Here is an 18,457-nt window from a genome sequence, read left to right as displayed (position 1 = left end):
GTGATTCTCCGTTCTCGTTTCTGGTCACAGCGCACCGTCCTCCGACCCGACCAGCAGTCGGAACAAGACAGCCATGCGCATGTGTACGCCGTTGGTAACCTGTTGCAGTACAGCAGTTTTCGAGGAATCGGCGACGGCGGATGCGATCTCCATGCCGCGCAGCATCGGGCCGGGGTGCAAGACCACCGCGTGATCGGCCAGCATCGCCAGTCGCTTCTCGGACAGGCCGTAGTTGATCGAGTACTCGCGCTGCGAAGGGAAGAAGCCGCCGTTCATGCGTTCGGCCTGGACCCGCAGCATCAGCACCGCGTCGAGTCCGGGCAGTTCGGCGTCGAGCGAATGCGAGACCGTGACCGGCCACGTGTGCGCGCCGACCGGCAGCAGTGTCGGAGGCGCCACCAACACGACCTCCGCGCCGAGCATCGAGAGCAGCAGCGCGTTGGACCGGGCCACACGGCTGTGCAGAATGTCGCCGACGATCGCGATCCGCTTGCCCTCGATGTCGCCGAGGCGCTGGCGAAGGGTCAAAGCGTCGAGAAGCGCCTGAGTGGGATGCTCATGCGTGCCGTCACCTGCGTTGATGACTGCCGGGCCACCGTCGTCGGCCGCTCCGGTCCACTTGGCGATCTGATGGGCGGCACCCGAAGCCGGATGCCGCACGATGAGGGCGTCAGCACCGGCCGCGCGCAGGGTCATCGCGGTATCGCGCAGGGATTCGCCCTTGGACACCGAGGAACTCGATGCGCTGACGTTGATGACGTCCGCGCTCATCCACTTACCGGCCACCTCGAAGGACACCCGGGTGCGCGTCGAGTTCTCGAAGAACACCGTCATGACCGTGCGTCCGCGCAGCGTCGGGAGTTTGCGTACTTCGCGACCCAGCAGCGCCTGCTCGAAGCGTTCTGCCTCGTCGAGAAGTTCTACCGCGGACTCACGATCGAGGTCCGCGATGGAAAGAAGGTGCTTCACGCGCTCTTACCTCCGGAGATGACTACCGCTTCCCTGCCGTCGTGTTCCTGGAGGAGAACCTTGACGTCTTCTGACCTCGCGGTCGGGACGTTCTTGCCGACGTAGTCGGCGCGCAGCGGCAGTTCGCGATGACCGCGATCGACCAGCACTGCGAGTTGGACGGCCCGGGGGCGACCGAGATCGCGCAACGCATCGAGGGCGGAGCGCACGGTGCGACCGGAGAAGAGGACATCGTCCACCAGGACGACCAGAGCATTGTCGACGCCACCTTCGGGGACGGACGTGCGCTCGAGCGGGCGATGCGGCTTGGTGCGGAGATCATCACGATAGAGCGTGATGTCGAGAGATCCGATGGGAAGACGCACACCGGAGAATTCTTCGATCTTGGCGCGCAGTCGCGTGGCGAGGGTGGTTCCGCGCGTCGGGATGCCGATCAGGACCACACGAGGGGCTGTTCCCTCGGGTCCGTCGAGTGCGGTTTTCTCGATGATCTCGTGAGCGATCCGCGCGATGGTCCGGCCCACATCCTGGGCGGACAACAATTCACGGGTCTCACTACTTGCCTCGGCACCAGCGGATGCCTTGGCGCTGCCTGGACCTGCAAGATCGGATGGGCGAGACCCTTCGGGCACGCTCATACAGCGACCTCCTTCTCCGCCTCACTGGACGGATCGTTAAAGGATGTCTGACGGTCCCCACCCTATCAGCCGACAGACCTGATCCCGCCGTGCGAGCAGCGACTGAGACCGGTTGTGTGCAGACACACAACGCGCACGGTGACACTCGCACGGCGGTGGTGGAACAGAACGTGCTACTCGGTACCCGAATCCGATTCCTGCGCGCGCTGCGAGGTCGCAGCTGCAGCCGATCGAACCTGCGGCGCAACGAGAACGACCTGACCGAGGATTCCGTTGACGAATCCCGGAGAGTCGTCCGTCGAGAGCTGCTTCGCGAGTTCGACGGCCTCGTCCACGGCGACAACCGGCGGAACGTCCGTCGCATGGAAGAGCTCCCACACGGCGATACGCAGAATCGCACGGTCGACGGCGGGCAGACGCTCGAGCGTCCAATCCTGCAGATGCGAGGAGATGACCTGATCGATCCGGTCCAGGTTCTCCGCAACGCCGGACACCAACGTGACGGTGTAGGCCGCGACGGGTGCTACCGCGTCGTCCTTGACGGACAGATCGGAACGCTCCGATGCGAGCGCGACCGGATCGAGGTCACGTGCCTCGGCTTCGAAGAGGAAGTCGACGGCACGCTTGCGCGCCTTGTGGCGTGCACCGAGTTTCTTATGTGTGCCGGACACTCAGGAATTCACACGCCCGAGGTAGTTGCCGTCACGGGAATCGACCTTGAGCTTGTCACCGGTGTTGATGAAGAGCGGCACGTTGATCTCGGCACCGGTCTCGAGGGTGGCAGGCTTGGTGCCGCCGGTGGAGCGGTCGCCCTGCAGGCCCGGATCGGTGTGCTTGACGACGAGCTCGACCGTGACCGGAAGCTCGACGAAGAGGGGAACGTCTTCGTGGGTCGCGACCTGGACGGCCATGTTCTCGAGCAGGAAACGCGACTGGTCGCCGACGGTGGATTCACTGATCGACACCTGGTCGTAGGTGTCGCCGTCCATGAAGATGTAGTCGCTGCCGTCGTGGTACAGGTAGGTCATGTCACGACGGTCGACCGTGGCGGTCTCGACCTTCACACCGGCGTTGAACGTCTTGTCCACTACCTTGCCCGAGAGCACGTTCTTGAGCTTGGTGCGCACGAAGGCAGGGCCCTTGCCGGGCTTGACATGCTGGAACTCGATGATCGTCCACAGCTGGCCTTCGATCTGCAGAACCAGACCATTCTTGAAATCACTGGTGGAAGCCACTTGCTTCGCGTCTCCTAGGGGTCGGGAAACCGTCTCAGACGACGGTAAGGTCTTTTGCGGTCAGTGTGAGCAGCTCTGGCCCCTGCTCACGAACAACGAGCGTGTCCTCGATCCGTACACCTCCGCGCCCGGAGAAGTACACGCCCGGCTCGACGGTCACCGCCGCGCCGGAAAGAAGTGTACCGGTGCCGAGCTTGCCGATTCCCGGTGCTTCGTGGATTTCGAGGCCGACACCGTGGCCGAGGCCGTGCAGGAACAACTCGCCGTAGCCTGCATCGTCGATCACCGAACGGGCGGCGGCGTCCACGGCCGCACATTCGACACCCGGAGCGAGGGCATCGCAACCGGCAGCTTGTGACCGCGCGACGAGTTCGTAAATCTCCCGTTGCCAATCGGAAACGGACTCGAGCACGTACGTCCGGGTCATGTCCGAGTGGTACCCACCGACCTGTGCGCCGAAGTCGAGTTTCACGAAGTCACCCGACGCCAGGATCGCGTCGGTCGGTCGGTGATGCGGAATCGCCGAGTTGACGCCTGCCGCCACGATCGTCTCGAAGGAAATACCGTCTGCGCCGTTGTCGAGCATCAGGTTTTCCAGTTCACGACCGACCTCTCGTTCGGTTCGGCCAGGTCGCAGACCGCCGCGAGCGATCAACTGCGCCAACGCGACATCGGCTGAAGTGCATGCGGCGCGCAACAACTCCACCTCGTGCTCGTCCTTGACCATGCGCAACTGTTCGACGAGTCCACTCACCGGTTCGAACCGGATCTTCGGTGCTGCCTCGGTCCATGCGCGATGTTCGGCGAACGTCGCGACGTGTGACTCGAACGCGAGAACGGGCATCGTCGACTTCTCGATCAAGTGCGCAGCACTCGAACGGGCGATTTCAGCGCGCAGGTCCGGAACCTGCTCCGCCACCTGTGTCACGTAACGACCGTCGGTGCAGATCACCGTCGCGCGTTCGTCGGACGCCGAATCGGACGCACTGACGACGAGCGCCGCATTGGAACCGGTGAAACCGGTGAGGTACCTGATGTTGAGGAGATCTGTGACGAGAATCGCGTCGAGTTCGCGCTCCGCGAGGAGGCGTCTGAGGGATTCACGGCGTGTTTTGAAGTCGACCGGCATCCCTCGAACCTACCGCCCTGGCAGACCTGCCGATCAACTCGAAACTCACGGTTACAGCAATAAGTGTGGGTTAGGCCACAAGGTGGAATGGGTTCTAGTTAGGCTGTACCCATGAATGCGTGGTTGGTACGTGGCCTCGGCATGGCCCTGATACATGTTGTGTTTCGTGCATTGCTCGGTGCAGCAATCGCACAGTGGCCACTTCAGGGGTCCACCCTGCGCTGGCTGTCCCTGTTGATCGTCATCGTCTTCGCCGCGATCTGGGGTGGTATCGACGGCATTCGCGACCGCCGAAACTTCCCCGAACCCGAGGACGGCGCCGATCTGACCATGCTGTGGCTCAAAGCTGCTTTGGTCGGCGGATTCGTCGCCGGCGCTGCCAGCTGGGCACTCAGCCTGGTCCCCTCCCTCGAACTCACTCAGCAGGGCTTGTTCTTCGAGGTGACCTCCGGTGCGGCGTTCACGATCCTTCTCATCTTCGTCCCTGCCATGATCGCCATCACCGTCGGACGTTTCTTCGTCAGTCGTGAACAGCGCAAGAACGGAACCGCTCCGCAGACCCCGTCCCACGAGCGTCACCACGAACCGGTGCCCGTCAGCGAGGGCTACGACTCCCCCACCGAGCAGCACGCATACAGCGGAGCCGCCATGTCCGTCGAGGAATCCGACGCCGATACCGCGGTCTTCCCAGCGATCGATCTGGGCAAGCGCGAGCAGTAACGCCCGCCGTCCACACAACCGAATGCGGCCCCGAGGAAATTTTCCTCGGGGCCGCATTCGTGTGGTCGGCTTTTCGACTTCCCTCGTTCAGCCTCGCTCGGCGAGGAACCTGATCGCCAGCGGATACGCGGCGACGCCGAGTCCGACGATCACGCCGGTCGCAATCGGACTCAGGTAGGAATGGTGCCGAAACTCTTCTCGCGCATGAACGTTCGAGATGTGCACCTCGACGAGACCTGCGGTCAGTTCGGCGCATGCATCTCGCAGGACCACCGACGTGTGCGTCAAGCCACCGGCATTGAGGATCACCGGTTCCCCCGCGTCCGCCGCGTCGTGGATCCAACCGAGCAGATCGCCTTCGTGATCGCTCTGACGGACGATCACCTCGACGCCGAGGTCCTTACCTGCCGCGACGCACAATTCGATCAGATCGTCGTGTGTGGTCGCGCCGTAGACCTCGGGCTGACGCTTACCCAGACGCCCCAGATTGGGTCCGTTGACGACGTTGATCCTCACAGCAGGACCGTCCCGCCGGCCGGCCTGGGATCACGGGCGATCGCGGAGTACGCCGCGACCAGCAGGCTCGGATCCGGCCCTTCGAGGCGGCCCGGCTTGGCGAGGCCGTCGAGGACCACGAAACGGAGTAACCCGGCACGGTTCTTCTTGTCGGTCTGCATTCCCTTCATCAGATCGCCGAACGCATCACCGTCGTACGACGTCGGCAGCCCGACGAGATCGAGGATCGACTTGTGACGATCGGCGGTGGCGTCGTCGAGTCGGCCCGCGAGCCGTCCGAGTTCGGCAGCGAAGACCAGGCCGACGGAGACAGCGGCACCGTGGCGCCACTTGTAGCGCTCACGACGTTCGATCGCGTGGCCGAGGGTGTGGCCGTAGTTGAGGATTTCGCGCAGATCCGACTCGCGCAGATCCGCGGCCACGACCTTGGCCTTGACCTCGACGGAGCGCCGAATCAGCTCGGGCAGAACAGTTCCCGACGGATCGAGAGCAGCCTTGGGATCGGCTTCGATGAGGTCCAGGATCACCGGGTCGGCGATGAATCCGGTCTTGATGACCTCGGCCATGCCTGCAACGATCTCGTTGTGCGGCACAGTCTCGAGCGTCGCGAGATCGATGAACACCGCTCCCGGTTCGTGGAACGAACCGACGAGGTTCTTGCCCGCTTCGGTGTTGATACCGGTCTTGCCGCCCACTGCTGCGTCGACCATCGCGAGCAAAGTGGTGGGGACGTGAACAACCTTGACACCACGCATCCACGTAGCCGCTACGAAGCCGGTGAGGTCGGTCGCCGCTCCCCCGCCCAAGCTCATGATCGCGTCGCTGCGAGTCAGGCCGATCCGGCCGAGCACGTCCCAGCAGAAGCCCGCGACGGCAAGATCCTTACCGTCCTCGGCGTCGGGGATTTCGATGCGGTGAGCGTCGATTCCCTTCTCCGCCAATGCAGCCCGTACAGCCTCCGCGGTCTCTGCCAGCGGCGGCTGATGGAAGATCGCGACAGTGCGCGCGCCGTCGAACTCGGCAACAAGGTCACCGAGCAGGCCGCGGCCGATCACGACCGGGTAGGGACTTGCGGTCTTCACCTCTACACGTACGGGTTCGGTCACTGCTCCACTACTCCGCTCCGGTTGTTCATTTGTCTTGAAGTTTCGACACCAATTGCCCGACGACACGCGCCGGGCTTCGGCCGTCGGTCCGAATCCGAATCGTGGCCGAACGCCGGTACAGCGGACGACGACGCCTCATCAGCTCCTGGTACTTGACCTTGGGATCTCCGCCGGCCAGCAGCGGACGATGATTGTTCGCCCCCGTGCGGCGAAGCCCTTCGGCGACACTGATCTCCAGGTAGATGACCGTGTGGCCCTGGAGCAGTTCGCGCGTGCGATCGGACAGGATCGCACCACCGCCGAGCGAGACGATTCCGTCGGTGGCCTGCAACGCGTCGCGAACCACCGATTCCTCGATCTCACGAAACCGAGGCTCTCCGTCGTGGGTGAAGATCTCCGGGATCGTTCTACCCGTGGTCCGTTCGATCTCGGCGTCGGTATCGACCAATTCGAGTTCGAGTGCCTGCGCGAGACGTCGACCGATGGTCGATTTGCCGGCGCCGGGCGGACCGATGAGTACAGCCTTCGGCTTCATCGATACGTGAGTCCTATCGAGGCGGTCGGGCTGCGATGCCCTCGGCGTAACGACGGTAGTTGGCAGTGGTTTCAGCAATGGAATCACCACCGAACTTTTCGAGTGCGGCCTGAGCGACGACAAGTGCAACCATCGACTCGGCGACGACGCCGGCGGCCGGAACCGCGCACACGTCGCTGCGCTGGTGGATGGCCACGGCCTCTTCGCCGCTCTCCATGTCGACCGTCGCCAGAGCGCGCGGAACCGTCGAGATCGGCTTCATCGCGGCGCGAACTCGAAGAGCCTCACCGTTGGTCATGCCACCTTCGATACCGCCTGCGCGGTTCGTGGAACGCACGATGCCGTCGGGGCCCGGACGGATTTCGTCGTGAGCCTCGCTGCCACGACGGCGCGCGGTCTCGAAGCCGTCACCAACCTCGACACCCTTGATGGCCTGAATTCCCATGAGAGCTGCGGCAAGTCGTGAATCGAGACGCTCGGCGCCACTGACGAAAGTGCCGAGTCCGACCGGCAGTCCGTGGATGACGACCTCGACGACGCCACCGAGGGTGTCGCCGTCCTTCTTGGCCGATTCGATTTCGGCGATCATCGACTCTTCTGCAGCCTTGTCGAATGCGCGGACCGGGCTCGCGTCGATCGCGTCCAGGTCCTTGCCATCCGGCACGGGCCCGACGTACGGCTCGGAAGCACCGATGGAAATAACGTGTGAAACGACCTCGGCACCGAATACCTGACGCAGGAACGACCGTGCGACTGTTCCGGCGGCTACACGGGCTGCGGTCTCGCGAGCGCTGGCGCGCTCGAGGACGGGACGCGCGTCGTTGAAGCCGTACTTGAGCATGCCGCTGTAATCGGCGTGACCGGGACGCGGGCGCGTCAGCGGAGCATTGCGAGCCTGATCGGCGAGCAGGTCCGGGTCGACCGGGTCGGCGGACATGATGGTTTCCCACTTGGGCCACTCGGTGTTGCCGATTTCGATGGCCACGGGGCCACCGAGCGTAAATCCGTGGCGGACACCACCGATGATGGTGACCTTGTCGGCCTCGAACTTCATCCGCGCGCCACGGCCGTAACCGAGTCGACGACGGGCAAGTTCGGACGAGATGGCCTCAGAGGTCACTTCGACCCCCGCGACCATGCCCTCGAGCATCGCGACGAGGGCGGGACCATGGGATTCTCCGGCAGTTATCCAACGCAGCACGCCGACCATCTTTCCACGTCGCAGACCTCAGTTGTCACAGTGGCCCTCCGGGTGAACGCAGATGGCCCACACGCACGATGCGTGTGGGCCATCTCAGAGGTTCCTGCGGGCCTAGAACAGGCGGAATCCTCCACCGTTGGCATTGATGTCAGCCAAACCGATGTTGATGTCTGCCGAGTTGTCGGGAGCATGGAACGGCGGCGGGAGCGGCTCGAAGCAGTACGGTTCGAAGCCGTTGCTGATCAAGCCCACCAGGCGATCGCCGACGACGAGTGGTCCACCGGAGTCTCCGGGAATCGAGCACGTGTGCTCGACAATTTCACCGTAGACGGAGTCGTAGCCCCAGGTGATACCGCACGTGTTGCCGGTCGAACGGCCTTCCTTGCACACGATCGTGCCCGGTGCCGGCGGAGCGCCGATTCCGTTGATCGTCGTGCCGCCGACGGTACGTAGCGGGGCTACCTTCGCGTCGTCGAGATCGATCACCGCGATATCCGAGACCGGACTCGAGTAGGAGAACCGACCGATGGGGCCGGCTTCGGGCAGGTATTCGGCGAACACCCGGTCCCCGACAACTCCGCAGTGTCCGGCGGTGAGTGCCACGAGCGAGCCGGCGTTGTCGTATCCGACCGCGGTCAACGTGCACGCCGCAACTTGCTCCGGATCGGAATGATCCACGTCCGGCAGCAGGATTCCTGAGCCCCCGCCCAGTGCCACCGACGAAGGTGCAGGCGCGGCGCCGGCGACGCCCGCCCCTGCAGCCACAGCCGCCAAACAGGCTGCCGCAGCGACGAAAAGCCTTGTGCGCATAGGTTCCCCCGATAATCGAGTGCGAAACGAGATTCGTTTTGTCCCATTTCCGAAGCCTCAGTCAACGTCAGGGAGTGGACATTCGGCAAGTCCGACTCGCCGCATGCTGGGACTGCGCGCCTGCGATACCCGCCTTTATGAAACCGACGGTTACGTCTTTCCTGCAGATCACGGTCCGTCGTTGAATAGTCAATAACGCAAGGTTTTCCGCGGATGTTGCACTCGTCACGTCAACCAGGCAAACGCCATCGAACCGCAGGCTGCCAGGCACATCGAGGGACCGTGCGCGATGGGCGAATTGTGGGCTACCGGCCCCGACTGTCGCCGGCCCAGTTTTCGCAGTTCGATCACGACACCCAGGGTTGCGGTGAGCACCGACGCAGACACCAACGACCACAGCCAGGCGTCAGCGCCCACCAATCCGGTCAGAGCGCCCAGCGGAAGAGAGAGCTTCACATCGCCGAGACCCATCGAACCAGGCGACATCACGTGCGCCAGGAGGTGGATTCCGGCGAGCAGTGCCGATCCCACCGCAGCAACCCACACCGTTCCCGACGCCGCCGCATAGACCATCACGACTGCGTAGCCGGGCAGCGTGAAACTGTTGGGCAGCCGGCGCACGGCCAGGTCGACAGTCGAGATTGCGACGCACCACCACACCACGGCAAGACCTGAGATCAGTTGCACCACCGAGGTATTCAGTGCGCCGACGGCAACCCAACCTGTGGCGACACCGCACTGGGGCACACAACAGAGAGCCACGACTGGTCGATAACCGTGTCGTCGCAACCAACTGTCGACGATCGCCCGAGCACCGACACCACCGACTACCCCAGCGCCTGCCAAGACCACCAACGTCCACATGGTTTCGAGCTTGGTGTCTAGCGTTCACCAGCGGCACTCTACGAATCGTCTTGTGGACTACCTCGACACTGTGAACAGAGCTAAGCGATAGCGGCTGCCATCGCCTCTCGCGGAGCGGGCTTGCCCGTGAACTGCTCTACCTGCCCGAAGGCCTGATTGAGCAACATCTCGAGGCCACCGATCACCGTGCCACCAGCCGCCTCGACAACCGAAGCGAGTGGCGTCGGCCAAGGGTTGTAGATCGCGTCGAGGACAAATCGCGCCTTCCCCAATTGCTGGGCAAAGGGCGCTGCCGCATCCGCGGGAACGGTACTGACCAAGACCGAGGATTCGGCACAGATCCCGCCCAGCCGTGCGTCGTCGAAGGAGACCAGATCAATGTCCAACCCGACCGCGCCGCCGCATTCGACGGCCCCGGACGCACGTCCCGGATCACGCGCGACCACGGTGACTGCCCGAACTCCCATGTCGGCCAACGCGACCAGCGCCGGACGCGCGGTGCCTCCCGCGCCGACAACTACCGCCGAAGTCCCGCTGAGATCGCCGACACCGCCGGCGATCAACGCACCGCTGACTCCGTCGACGTCCGTGCAGTCGGCGCGCCAACCGCCCTCGATGCGAACCAAGGTGTTGGCCGAGCCGATGGTCACCGCTCGCGGTGTGCGTTCGGTGGCATATTCGAGTGCTGCGATCTTGCCCGGCATCGTCACGGAGAGGCCGACCCATTCGGGGCCGAGTGAGTCAACGAGGGCAGGCAACTGCTCGCCGGTGCATTCGATCCGCTCGTAGGTCCAATTACTCAGCCCCAAAGCCTCGTACGCTGCCAGATGCAACAACGGCGACTTCGAGTGAGCGATCGGACTTCCGAGAACTGCCGCCTTACGCGGCGTCTCGAGTGCTGTTGCGGTACTACCGTCCACTGTCGAGAATCCCACTTTGCTGTGCCAGTTCGATGTTGGCGAGATGCTCCTCGTAGCTCTTGGTGAAGAGCGTCTGGCCTTCCTTGTTGATCGTGACGAAGTACAACCAGTCACCGTCTGCCGGAGATTCCACGGCCTTGAGAGCATCGATGCTCGGTGAAGCGATGGGGGTCGCGGGCAGGCCGGGCATTGCGTACGTGTTCCACGGTGTGACGCGCTCACGGTCGGCATCGGTCGTGGCGACCTCGGTGGTGTCGAGTGAGTAGTTGACCGTGGAGTCGAACTGCAACGGCTGATCGACTGCGAGTCGGTTGACGATCACCCGCGCGACCTTAGCCATGTCACCGGGCAATGCCTCACGTTCGACCAGCGACGCTGCAACCAACAACTGGTACGGCGACATTCCGACTCCGCTGCCTGCTGTCAGGATCCCGGTGGCCTCGTACTTAGCGGCGCTGCCCTCGACCAACGAACGCAGGATCTCGGTCGGCGTCGCAGTGGGGTCGAAATCCCAACTGCTGGCGGCGATCAGGCCTTCGAGCTGACGGTCCTTGTCCGGAACACTCTTGACCGACGACATCGCCCAGTCCGGCACACCGAGCGAAGCCAGATCGGAAGATGCTCCCGCAGTGTTCAATTCGTCTGTCGAGACACATTTCTGAGCAGAAACCGGGCCGACACAACTCGCCTCGGAAATCAGGTTGTATATGCCCTTCTTGAGCGAGCCGGTCTGCGCGTCCGAACTGTCGTGCAGCTGACGCCCTTCGGCGATGACAACACTGCCGACACGGGAGTCCGGGGCAACCAAACTGTCGAGTGCGCTCGCGGCACTACTCTGCACCGGCACCTGGTAGAAGCCGGGTTGTACCTTCTGGATCTCCGACGGATTGGCGATCGCAGCGTTGTAGAAAGCAGCGGAACTCGCGACGACGTTCTTCGCCTCCAGCGTCGCACCGATCTCCGATGCGGTTTCTCCACTGTTGATCTGGATGACCACGGGTGCGCCGCCCGGGCCGGCGAAGTCCTCCGCGGCCTTGTTGCGATCCATGTACCAGAGGGCACCGTAGGCACCGACACCGAGAACCGCGATCACCAACACCAGGAGAGCGAGAACACCAACCTTCTTACCTCGCTTGGCGCGCTTGTTGCGCGCTTCGCGTTGCTTGCGTGCCTCCGCTCGCGACATATGCGGCGGATCGATGTTCTGCGGCAACGCACGCATGACCATGGTCTCGTCGTTGTCGAAGTCGAACGAACTGGTGGGCCGGCTTCCGCCGCCCTCATCCCACCGCGCGTTCACAGATCGCCCTCCAGTGCAGCGTCCTTCGACGACTCCCCTGGTTTCACAGCTCTACTCCGCTCGTCCAGCCAGCCTTGCAGGATTTCCACCGCCGCAGCCTGATCGATCATCGGCCGCTGGCCGCGAGCCTTGACTCCACTTTCGCGGAGGTTGCGCGCAGCCGTGACGGTCGTCAGTCGTTCGTCGGACAGTCTCACCGGGATCGGTTCGACGGCCCGCTGCAGTCGTTTGGCGAATGCAGTCGCGATACCGGCGGCTTTACCTTGCTCACCGCGCAGCGTCTGTGGCAGTCCGACGATAACCTCAACGGCCTCGTATTCGGACACGATGGCGATAATGCGCCGGATATCCGGCGCGTCGGGCCCACGCTCCTTCGAGCGTGGAACCGTTTCCACCGGTGTCGCGAGGATGCCGTCGGGGTCGCTTGACGCGACGCCGATGCGAACACTGCCGACGTCGATGGCGATGCGCCGCCCGCGACCAGGGTCGTCGATGCCGGGGCGATCGGGACCCTGCTGCGTAGCCACCACCGTCAGCTGCCGCCCGCCAGCTCTCCGACTCTGTCCCGGATCGCATCGAGCGCTGCCGGGATTCCGGCGGAGTCCGAACCCGAGCCCTGGGCCATGTCGGGCTTTCCGCCGCCGCGGCCACCGATCTTGGGACCGAAGGACGCGACAAGCTCGCCGGCCTTCACACCGAGACCCTGGGCTGCCTTGCTGGATGCGACCACGAACGGGACCTTGCCGTCGACGTCACCGAGGAGAGCTACAACGGCAGGTTCGGAGCCGAGTCGGCCCTTGATGTCCGTGACGAGGCTGCGCAGATCGTTGCCGCCGACTCCCGCGGGAGCAGGCTCGGCAATGACCAGGACGCTACCGATGCGCTTGGCCTTGGCGACGTACTCGCCTGCCGACGCCAGCACAGCCTTGGCCTTGGTCTGCTCGAGTTCCTTCTCGGCCACCTTGAGTCGCTCGACGAGAGCCTCGACTCGAGCAGGCACCTCTTCCGAAGGAACCTTCAGCGAGGAGGAGAGCCCGGCCAGCAGCGCGCGCTCCTTGGCGAGGTAGCGGTAGGAGTCCAAACCGACGTACGCCTCGACGCGTCGGATTCCGGAGCCGACCGACTGCTCACCGAGCAGCGTGACCTGACCGATCTGGGCGGAGCTTCCGACGTGAGTACCGCCGCACAGTTCCATCGAGAACGGACCGCCGATTTCGACGACACGAACCTCGTCGCCGTAGTTCTCACCGAAGAGTGCCATCGCACCCATCGCCTTGGCCTTGTCGAGATCCGTGACAAATGTGTTGACCGCGTAGTTGGACGCCACGGCTTCGTTGGTGAGTGCCTCGATGTCCTGCTTCTGGGAGTCGGACAGCGCACCCTGCCAGGAGAAGTCGAAGCGGAGGTAGCCCGGCTTGTTGAGCGAACCCGCCTGAACGGCGTTGGGGCCGAGCACCTGACGCAGCGCCGCGTGCACCATGTGGGTACCGGAGTGCCCCTGGGTTGCACCCTTGCGCCACTCGGCGTCGACGTGCGCGAGAACGACGTCGCCCTCGGTGATCTCGCCCTTCTGCACCGTCACCTTGTGCGTCCAGACCTTCTTGGCGATCTTCTGCACGTCGTTGACCTCGGCTTCGAGGCCCGGCGCGGTGAGCGAACCGATGTCGGCGATCTGTCCACCGGACTCGGCGTAGAGCGGGCTGCGGTCGAGGATGACCTCGACGTCCTGACCGGCCTTCGCGACCGGCACGCGGACACCGTCGACGATCAGTGCGAGGACGTGAGCCTCGGAGACAAGCTCGTCGAAACCGGTGAACTCGGTGGCACCTCGATCGAGCAGTTCCTTGTAGACCGTGAGGTCCGCATGCGCGTGCTTGCGCGCTTGAGCGTCGTCCTTGGCGCGCTTGCGCTGCTCGGCCATGAGCGTGCGGAAGCCGTCTTCGTCGACGGTGAGACCGGCCTCGGATGCCATTTCGAGCGTGAGGTCGATCGGGAAGCCGTAGGTGTCGTGCAGTGCAAACGCCTGATCGCCGGCGATGACCGACTTTCCGGACGACTTGACCGTCTCGGCAGCATTCTCGAACAGGGCCGAACCCGACGCCAGCGTCTTGAGGAACGCGGTCTCCTCACCGACGGCAACGTTCTCGATGCGCGTGAAGTCGGTTTCCAGAACCGGGTACGACGGCGCCATCGTGTCGCGGACGACGATCATGAACTCGCGCATGGTGGGCTGCTCGCTGCCGAGCAGTTTGGCCGAGCGCACGATACGACGCAGCAACCGGCGCAGGACGTATCCGCGGCCGTAGTTGCCGGGGTTCACACCGTCGGCGATCAACATCGCGGCGGTGCGTGCGTGGTCGGCGATGACGCGGAAACGGACGTCAGAAGTGTGATCGGTCCCGTACACGCTGCCGGTCAGTTCGGCGGCCTTGTCGATGACGGGGCGGAGAAGGTCTGTCTCGTAGACGTTTTCGACGCCCTGCAGGAGGAACGCAACGCGCTCGACGCCCATGCCGGTGTCGATGTTCTTCTTCGGCAGCGGTCCGAGGATCGGGTAGTCGCCCTTGTTGGTGCCCTCGCCGCGCTCGTTCTGCATGAACACGAGGTTCCAGATCTCGATGTAGCGATCCTCGTCGGCTTCCGGGCCACCCTCGACGCCGTACTCGGCGCCGCGGTCGTAGAAGATCTCCGAGCAGGGGCCGCACGGTCCGGGTATGCCCATGGACCAGTAGTTGTCCTTCATGCCGCGGCGCTGGATGCGCTCTTCGGGCACACCGACCTCGTCGCGCCAGATCGAGAACGCTTCGTCGTCGTCGAGATAGACGGTTGCCCACAAACGCGTGGGATCGATGCCGTATCCGCCGTCCTCGACCGAACCTGTCAGCAACTGCCAGGCGTGGGAGATGGCTTCCTTCTTGAAGTAGTCACCGAAGGAGAAGTTGCCCGCCATCTGGAAGAAGGTGTTGTGGCGGGTGGTGATGCCGACCTCTTCGATGTCCAGGGTGCGGACACACTTCTGCACAGACGTCGCGCGCGAATAGGACGGCGTCTGCTGCCCGAGGAAGAACGGCACGAACGGAACCATGCCCGCGTTGACGAACAGAAGGTTCGGGTCGTCGAGAATCAGCGAGGCGCTGGGCACCTCGGTGTGGCCGGCCTTGACGAAGTGGTCGAGGAATCGCCTGCGGATCTCGTGGGTTTGCACTAACCGGTCCTTACCTTCAAGAGCGTCGAGCTATGGGTGTCCAGACTAACGCGTCGACCGGTGGAACCTGGCAGGCGTCAGCCACGAACGATTCGGCGGAGTTTGCTCACCCGATCGGCGATCTCTCGCTCGTTGCCGTGTGCGGTGGGCTGGTAATAGTCGACACCCACCAGATCGTCCGGTGGATACTGTTGCCGCAGAACACCATCACGTGTGTCGTGCGGGTACTTGTATCCGACTGCGTTGCCCAATTGCTCGGCACCCTTGTAGTGCCCGTCACGCAGATGCGGCGGTACCAGTCCGGATTTTCCGGCGGCCACGTCGGCCATGGCTGCACCGAGAGCGGCGATCACCGCACCCGATTTGGGAGCCGTCGCCAGATGAATGGTGGCCTGTGCCAGCGCCAGACGAGCCTCCGGCATACCGATCAGCTGCACTGCCTGGGCAGCGGCGGTGGCAGTCTGCAGCGCCATCGGGTCCGCCATGCCGATGTCCTCGCTGGCATGAACCACCAGACGCCTCGCGATGAAACGAGGGTCTTCGCCCGCGGTCAGCATCCGAGCGAGGTAGTGCAGGGCGGCATCGACGTCGGAGCCGCGAATGCTCTTGATGAAGGCGCTGATGACGTCGTAGTGCTGATCTCCGGCACGGTCGTACCGAACCGCGGCCTTGTCGACACTGGCCTCGACGGTCGCGAGGTCGAGCACCACCGGGCCCGAAGAGTCACCGGCCGTGTCCAGTGCAGCTCCGGCAGCGGCCTCGAGTGCCGTCAGGGCTCGGCGTGCGTCACCGGCCGCCAGACGAACGAGGTGTTCCATCGCGTCGTCGTCGATCGCGATCGCTCCCCCGAACCCGCGCTCGTCGGTGACCGCACGCTCGAGCAGTTCCTGGACATCCGCAGCGGTGAGCGATTGCAGTTGCAGGACCAACGAGCGCGACAACAGCGCGGAGACGACCGAGAAGGACGGGTTCTCGGTGGTCGCGCCGACCAGGAGCACGATCCGGTTCTCGACCGCGGCGAGCAAGGCGTCCTGCTGGGTTTTGGAGAAACGATGGACCTCGTCGATGAACAAGACGGTCTGTTCGCCGTTCAGCAGACGACGGCGGGCAAGTTCGATGACACCGCGGACTTCCTTGACGCCGGCGGACAGGGCAGACAAAGCCTCGAACCGGCGGCCGGTAGCGCCCGAGATCAACGAGGCGAGCGTGGTCTTGCCGGTGCCGGGAGGTCCGTACAGGAGAACCGATGCGGCGCCGGACCCCTCGACCATTCTGCGCAGCGGAGCACCAGGGCCGAGCAGGTGCTGTTGACCGACAACTTCACCGAGAGTGAGGGGGCGCATGCGGACAGCCAGAGGAGCACCGGGTGGCACCGAGGACAATGCGCGCTCGGCGACAGACACGACATCGGGTTCGTCGACGATCGCGGATTCCTCCGGAGTTGCCTCGAACAGGCCGTCTTCCGCCACCACGCCGTCTTCCGCCACCACGCCGTCTTCCGCCACCACGCCGTCTTCCGCCACCACGCCGTCTTTCGCCCCCACACTGTCTTCCGCTTGCCAATCGCTCACGAATCGACGCTACTAGAGACCACCGACGCTTGACACAACCCGCAGTTCCGCCAGCCCTCACGTCCTCGGCAAAGGCGCTGTAATAGCGTTGTCGCCATGAGCACCTCCGAGATCGCCACCGTCCTCGCGTGGCACGATGCACTCAACTCCCAAGACATCGACACGCTTCTGCAGTTGTCGAGTGACGACATCGAGGTAGGCGGCCCCAAGGGCGCGAGCCAGGGACTCGCTGCCCTGCGCGAGTGGGCCACCAACGCCGGCATCACGCTCGTCCCCGGGAAGATGTACGTCCACCATGGCGTGGTCGTCGTCGAACAGACCGCAACGTGGGCGGCCGAACCGGACAAGTCCGCGACCCTGGCCTCGGCTTTCCGAGTCGTGGCCGACCAGGTGACGTCGACGTTCCGCCATCCTGATCTGGCGACGGCGCTCGCGGCGACGGACCTGTCCGAGAACGATCTGGTCTCCGACAACTGAGCGGACTCGACCGAAAAAGGGCGCTCGTGCTGCATGCACGGGCGCCCTTCTGCGTGTGATCAATCAGAAACTCAACTGAACTCGGTGCGCAGCGCCGCCACGACGTCGCGGGCGTGTGCCTCGACGGCGTCGTTGCCGGCGAGCTTCGCCGAACGCGCGAGCCTTGCCCAGCGTCCCACCAGTGCGTCGGCGCGTGGAATCGAGAGATAGTGCTCGCGGACAGCGGCGATACGTGAATGATCCTCGGGCAGGTACAGATAGGTGCTGAGCCAGACCCAGATGAGTTGGGCCTCGACGATCCTGCGCCCCAATTCGGCCTCGTCGGCCAGGGCCGGCCACATCCCGACGACCTCGGCCCGCCAGGCATCGACCATCGCCGACGCCCGCTCTTCGGTCAGGTCGATGTTGCACAGGCAACCGGGGAACGACACCAACGCGTAGGTGATGTCGAGGAGGGCGTCGCGGTAGCCACCCCACTCGTAGTCGAGGAACTGCACGCCGTCGTCATTGACGATGATGTTGTCGGGGCACAGGTCCGACGGGCTGAAGGCGCGGAATCGACCGCCACTGAACAGTGTCTGCGCGTGCTGAACCTGCTCGAGAATGTCCGAACTCACATCGATGCCGAGACTTTCCACCAACATCGCGGGAACACCGGCCACTGCGCGTCCCACTTGATCCGCCACTTCATCGGAGCAATGGGCGACCTCGGCTCGACGCAGCAGTGCGGTGAAGTCGTCCTCACGGCCGACGGTCGCGGCGTGCATGCGCCCCATGGCCTGCGCCATGGCCATCAGCGTGTGAGTGACGGTGTCCGGGTCGGAGTCTTCGAGTCGGACGCTGATTGCGGTGGCGTCGCCGAGATCACTCAGGATCAAGAGGCGAGCATCGAGGTCGGACGCCAACAGTTCGGCGCCGGGGCGTGCGTCCTTGGCAAGCGCGTTGGCGAACTGATACGACACCGCTTCACGAAGGAAAGCGGTCTCGACGTCGAAGTCACCTTCGGACGCGGCGGGGAGCGCAATCGCGGTTTTGGTGGCTCCCTGGAAGTTGTCGCGGACCTGCTTGATCACCAGCGTTCGAGGCAGCGAGAACGGGTTCTCGGCGACACGTACGCGTAGCACGACGGTGCGGCCACTCCCCCCGAGATCGACTGGATCCACCAGGGTTACGGGTGCCCCTGTGCGGCGTGTCAGCAACTGCTCAGCAGCTGCGACGACTTCGGAAACGGGGTCTGCCAGTAATGCGGTCATCACCGACC

The 18,457-nt window shown here is 64.1% G+C and carries 19 protein-coding genes; 2 read left to right on the top strand and 17 right to left on the bottom strand.

Annotated elements, in window-relative coordinates; genetic code table 11:
* Positions 1-24: 24 nt before the first annotated feature.
* The 5 genes from AC3WQS_RS20075 to AC3WQS_RS20055 all read right to left on the bottom strand — a co-directional run bounded on the left by AC3WQS_RS20075 (position 25) and on the right by AC3WQS_RS20055 (position 3,971).
* On the bottom strand, positions 25-969 hold the full coding sequence (locus AC3WQS_RS20075) for an aspartate carbamoyltransferase catalytic subunit (RefSeq protein ID WP_003944883.1): 945 nt from the start codon (positions 967-969) through the stop codon (positions 25-27).
* Positions 966-1,607 (bottom strand): bifunctional pyr operon transcriptional regulator/uracil phosphoribosyltransferase PyrR, encoded by a 642-nt coding sequence (gene pyrR, locus AC3WQS_RS20070; RefSeq protein WP_020907698.1) that lies wholly within the window; start codon positions 1,605-1,607, stop codon positions 966-968. Before pyrR ends, AC3WQS_RS20075 begins: the two co-directional genes overlap by 4 nt.
* 173 nt (positions 1,608-1,780) lie before the next feature.
* Positions 1,781-2,278, bottom strand: a complete 498-nt coding sequence (gene nusB / locus AC3WQS_RS20065; RefSeq protein WP_007728014.1) for a transcription antitermination factor NusB — start codon at positions 2,276-2,278, stop codon at positions 1,781-1,783.
* Positions 2,279-2,842, bottom strand: a complete 564-nt coding sequence (gene efp / locus AC3WQS_RS20060; RefSeq protein WP_003944958.1) for an elongation factor P — start codon at positions 2,840-2,842, stop codon at positions 2,279-2,281. It lies immediately after the preceding gene.
* A gap of 34 nt (positions 2,843-2,876) precedes the next feature.
* Positions 2,877-3,971 (bottom strand): M24 family metallopeptidase, encoded by a 1,095-nt coding sequence (locus tag AC3WQS_RS20055; RefSeq protein WP_084325918.1) that lies wholly within the window; start codon positions 3,969-3,971, stop codon positions 2,877-2,879.
* Positions 3,972-4,082: 111 nt separating this feature from the next.
* Between AC3WQS_RS20055 and AC3WQS_RS20050 the strand changes: the two genes are divergently transcribed.
* Complete coding sequence (locus AC3WQS_RS20050; RefSeq protein ID WP_019748369.1) at positions 4,083-4,691, top strand: B-4DMT family transporter; 609 nt, start codon at positions 4,083-4,085, stop codon at positions 4,689-4,691.
* A gap of 87 nt (positions 4,692-4,778) precedes the next feature.
* Here the strand turns inward: AC3WQS_RS20050 and aroQ are convergent, their stop codons facing one another.
* The 11 genes from aroQ to AC3WQS_RS19995 all read right to left on the bottom strand — a co-directional run bounded on the left by aroQ (position 4,779) and on the right by AC3WQS_RS19995 (position 16,572).
* On the bottom strand, positions 4,779-5,207 hold the full coding sequence (gene aroQ / locus AC3WQS_RS20045; RefSeq protein ID WP_020907695.1) for a type II 3-dehydroquinate dehydratase: 429 nt from the start codon (positions 5,205-5,207) through the stop codon (positions 4,779-4,781).
* The gene (gene aroB / locus AC3WQS_RS20040; protein ID WP_020907694.1) at positions 5,204-6,313 is read right to left on the bottom strand and encodes a 3-dehydroquinate synthase; all 1,110 of its coding nucleotides are present in this window, start codon (positions 6,311-6,313) and stop codon (positions 5,204-5,206) included. Before aroB ends, aroQ begins: the two co-directional genes overlap by 4 nt.
* Before the next feature lie 25 nt (positions 6,314-6,338).
* Positions 6,339-6,848 carry a shikimate kinase gene (locus AC3WQS_RS20035; RefSeq protein ID WP_020907693.1) on the bottom strand — a complete coding sequence of 170 codons (510 nt, stop codon included), beginning with the start codon at positions 6,846-6,848 and terminating at the stop codon, positions 6,339-6,341.
* Positions 6,849-6,861: 13 nt separating this feature from the next.
* Positions 6,862-8,049, bottom strand: coding sequence for a chorismate synthase (aroC, locus tag AC3WQS_RS20030; RefSeq protein ID WP_024487252.1), 1,188 nt, complete (start codon positions 8,047-8,049; stop codon positions 6,862-6,864).
* A 111-nt stretch (positions 8,050-8,160) separates the two neighbouring features.
* Positions 8,161-8,859, bottom strand: coding sequence for a S1 family peptidase (locus AC3WQS_RS20025; protein WP_020907692.1), 699 nt, complete (start codon positions 8,857-8,859; stop codon positions 8,161-8,163).
* Positions 8,860-9,084: 225 nt separating this feature from the next.
* Entirely contained in the window at positions 9,085-9,723 is a 639-nt protein-coding gene (locus AC3WQS_RS20020) for a prepilin peptidase (RefSeq protein WP_046378530.1), read from the bottom strand.
* Between the two features lie 80 nt (positions 9,724-9,803).
* Positions 9,804-10,643 carry a shikimate dehydrogenase gene (locus AC3WQS_RS20015; RefSeq protein ID WP_084325917.1) on the bottom strand — a complete coding sequence of 280 codons (840 nt, stop codon included), beginning with the start codon at positions 10,641-10,643 and terminating at the stop codon, positions 9,804-9,806.
* On the bottom strand, positions 10,633-11,943 hold the full coding sequence (gene mltG, locus AC3WQS_RS20010) for an endolytic transglycosylase MltG (protein WP_084325916.1): 1,311 nt from the start codon (positions 11,941-11,943) through the stop codon (positions 10,633-10,635). Before mltG ends, AC3WQS_RS20015 begins: the two co-directional genes overlap by 11 nt.
* Entirely contained in the window at positions 11,940-12,473 is a 534-nt protein-coding gene (gene ruvX, locus AC3WQS_RS20005; protein ID WP_003944838.1) for a Holliday junction resolvase RuvX, read from the bottom strand. The genes mltG and ruvX overlap by 4 nt, the downstream gene beginning before the upstream one ends.
* Positions 12,474-12,475: 2 nt before the next feature.
* Positions 12,476-15,148, bottom strand: coding sequence for an alanine--tRNA ligase (gene alaS, locus AC3WQS_RS20000; protein ID WP_084325915.1), 2,673 nt, complete (start codon positions 15,146-15,148; stop codon positions 12,476-12,478).
* A gap of 77 nt (positions 15,149-15,225) precedes the next feature.
* Positions 15,226-16,572 (bottom strand): replication-associated recombination protein A, encoded by a 1,347-nt coding sequence (locus tag AC3WQS_RS19995; protein ID WP_370627684.1) that lies wholly within the window; start codon positions 16,570-16,572, stop codon positions 15,226-15,228.
* Positions 16,573-16,815: 243 nt separating this feature from the next.
* On the opposite strand from AC3WQS_RS19995, the gene AC3WQS_RS19990 reads away from it, so the two are divergent.
* Entirely contained in the window at positions 16,816-17,196 is a 381-nt protein-coding gene (locus AC3WQS_RS19990) for a nuclear transport factor 2 family protein (RefSeq protein ID WP_019748359.1), read from the top strand.
* Positions 17,197-17,267: 71 nt separating this feature from the next.
* On the opposite strand, the gene AC3WQS_RS19985 is transcribed toward AC3WQS_RS19990, so the two are convergent.
* Positions 17,268-18,449, bottom strand: coding sequence for a protein kinase family protein (locus tag AC3WQS_RS19985; protein ID WP_024487255.1), 1,182 nt, complete (start codon positions 18,447-18,449; stop codon positions 17,268-17,270).
* Between the last annotated feature and the right edge of the window lie 8 nt (positions 18,450-18,457).

The organism is Rhodococcus sp. FW305-130, assembly GCF_058788335.1.
Note: the sequence above shows the minus strand (reverse complement) of the source record. Positions and strands in the feature narration are given on the sequence as shown.

Bases quoted from the DNA above. Each gene is read 5' to 3' on its own strand.
- pyrR (WP_020907698.1), bottom strand. From the start codon at position 1,607: ATGAGCGTGCCCGAAGGGTCTCGCCCATCCGATCTTGCAGGTCCAGGC.
- AC3WQS_RS20055 (WP_084325918.1), bottom strand. From the start codon at position 3,971: ATGCCGGTCGACTTCAAAACACGCCGTGAATCCCTCAGACGCCTCCTC.
- AC3WQS_RS20050 (WP_019748369.1), top strand. From the start codon at position 4,083: ATGAATGCGTGGTTGGTACGTGGCCTCGGCATGGCCCTGATACATGTT.
- AC3WQS_RS20035 (WP_020907693.1), bottom strand. From the start codon at position 6,848: ATGAAGCCGAAGGCTGTACTCATCGGTCCGCCCGGCGCCGGCAAATCG.
- AC3WQS_RS20025 (WP_020907692.1), bottom strand. From the start codon at position 8,859: ATGCGCACAAGGCTTTTCGTCGCTGCGGCAGCCTGTTTGGCGGCTGTG.
- AC3WQS_RS20020 (WP_046378530.1), bottom strand. From the start codon at position 9,723: ATGTGGACGTTGGTGGTCTTGGCAGGCGCTGGGGTAGTCGGTGGTGTC.
- AC3WQS_RS19990 (WP_019748359.1), top strand. From the start codon at position 16,816: ATGAGCACCTCCGAGATCGCCACCGTCCTCGCGTGGCACGATGCACTC.
- AC3WQS_RS19985 (WP_024487255.1), bottom strand. From the start codon at position 18,449: ATGACCGCATTACTGGCAGACCCCGTTTCCGAAGTCGTCGCAGCTGCT.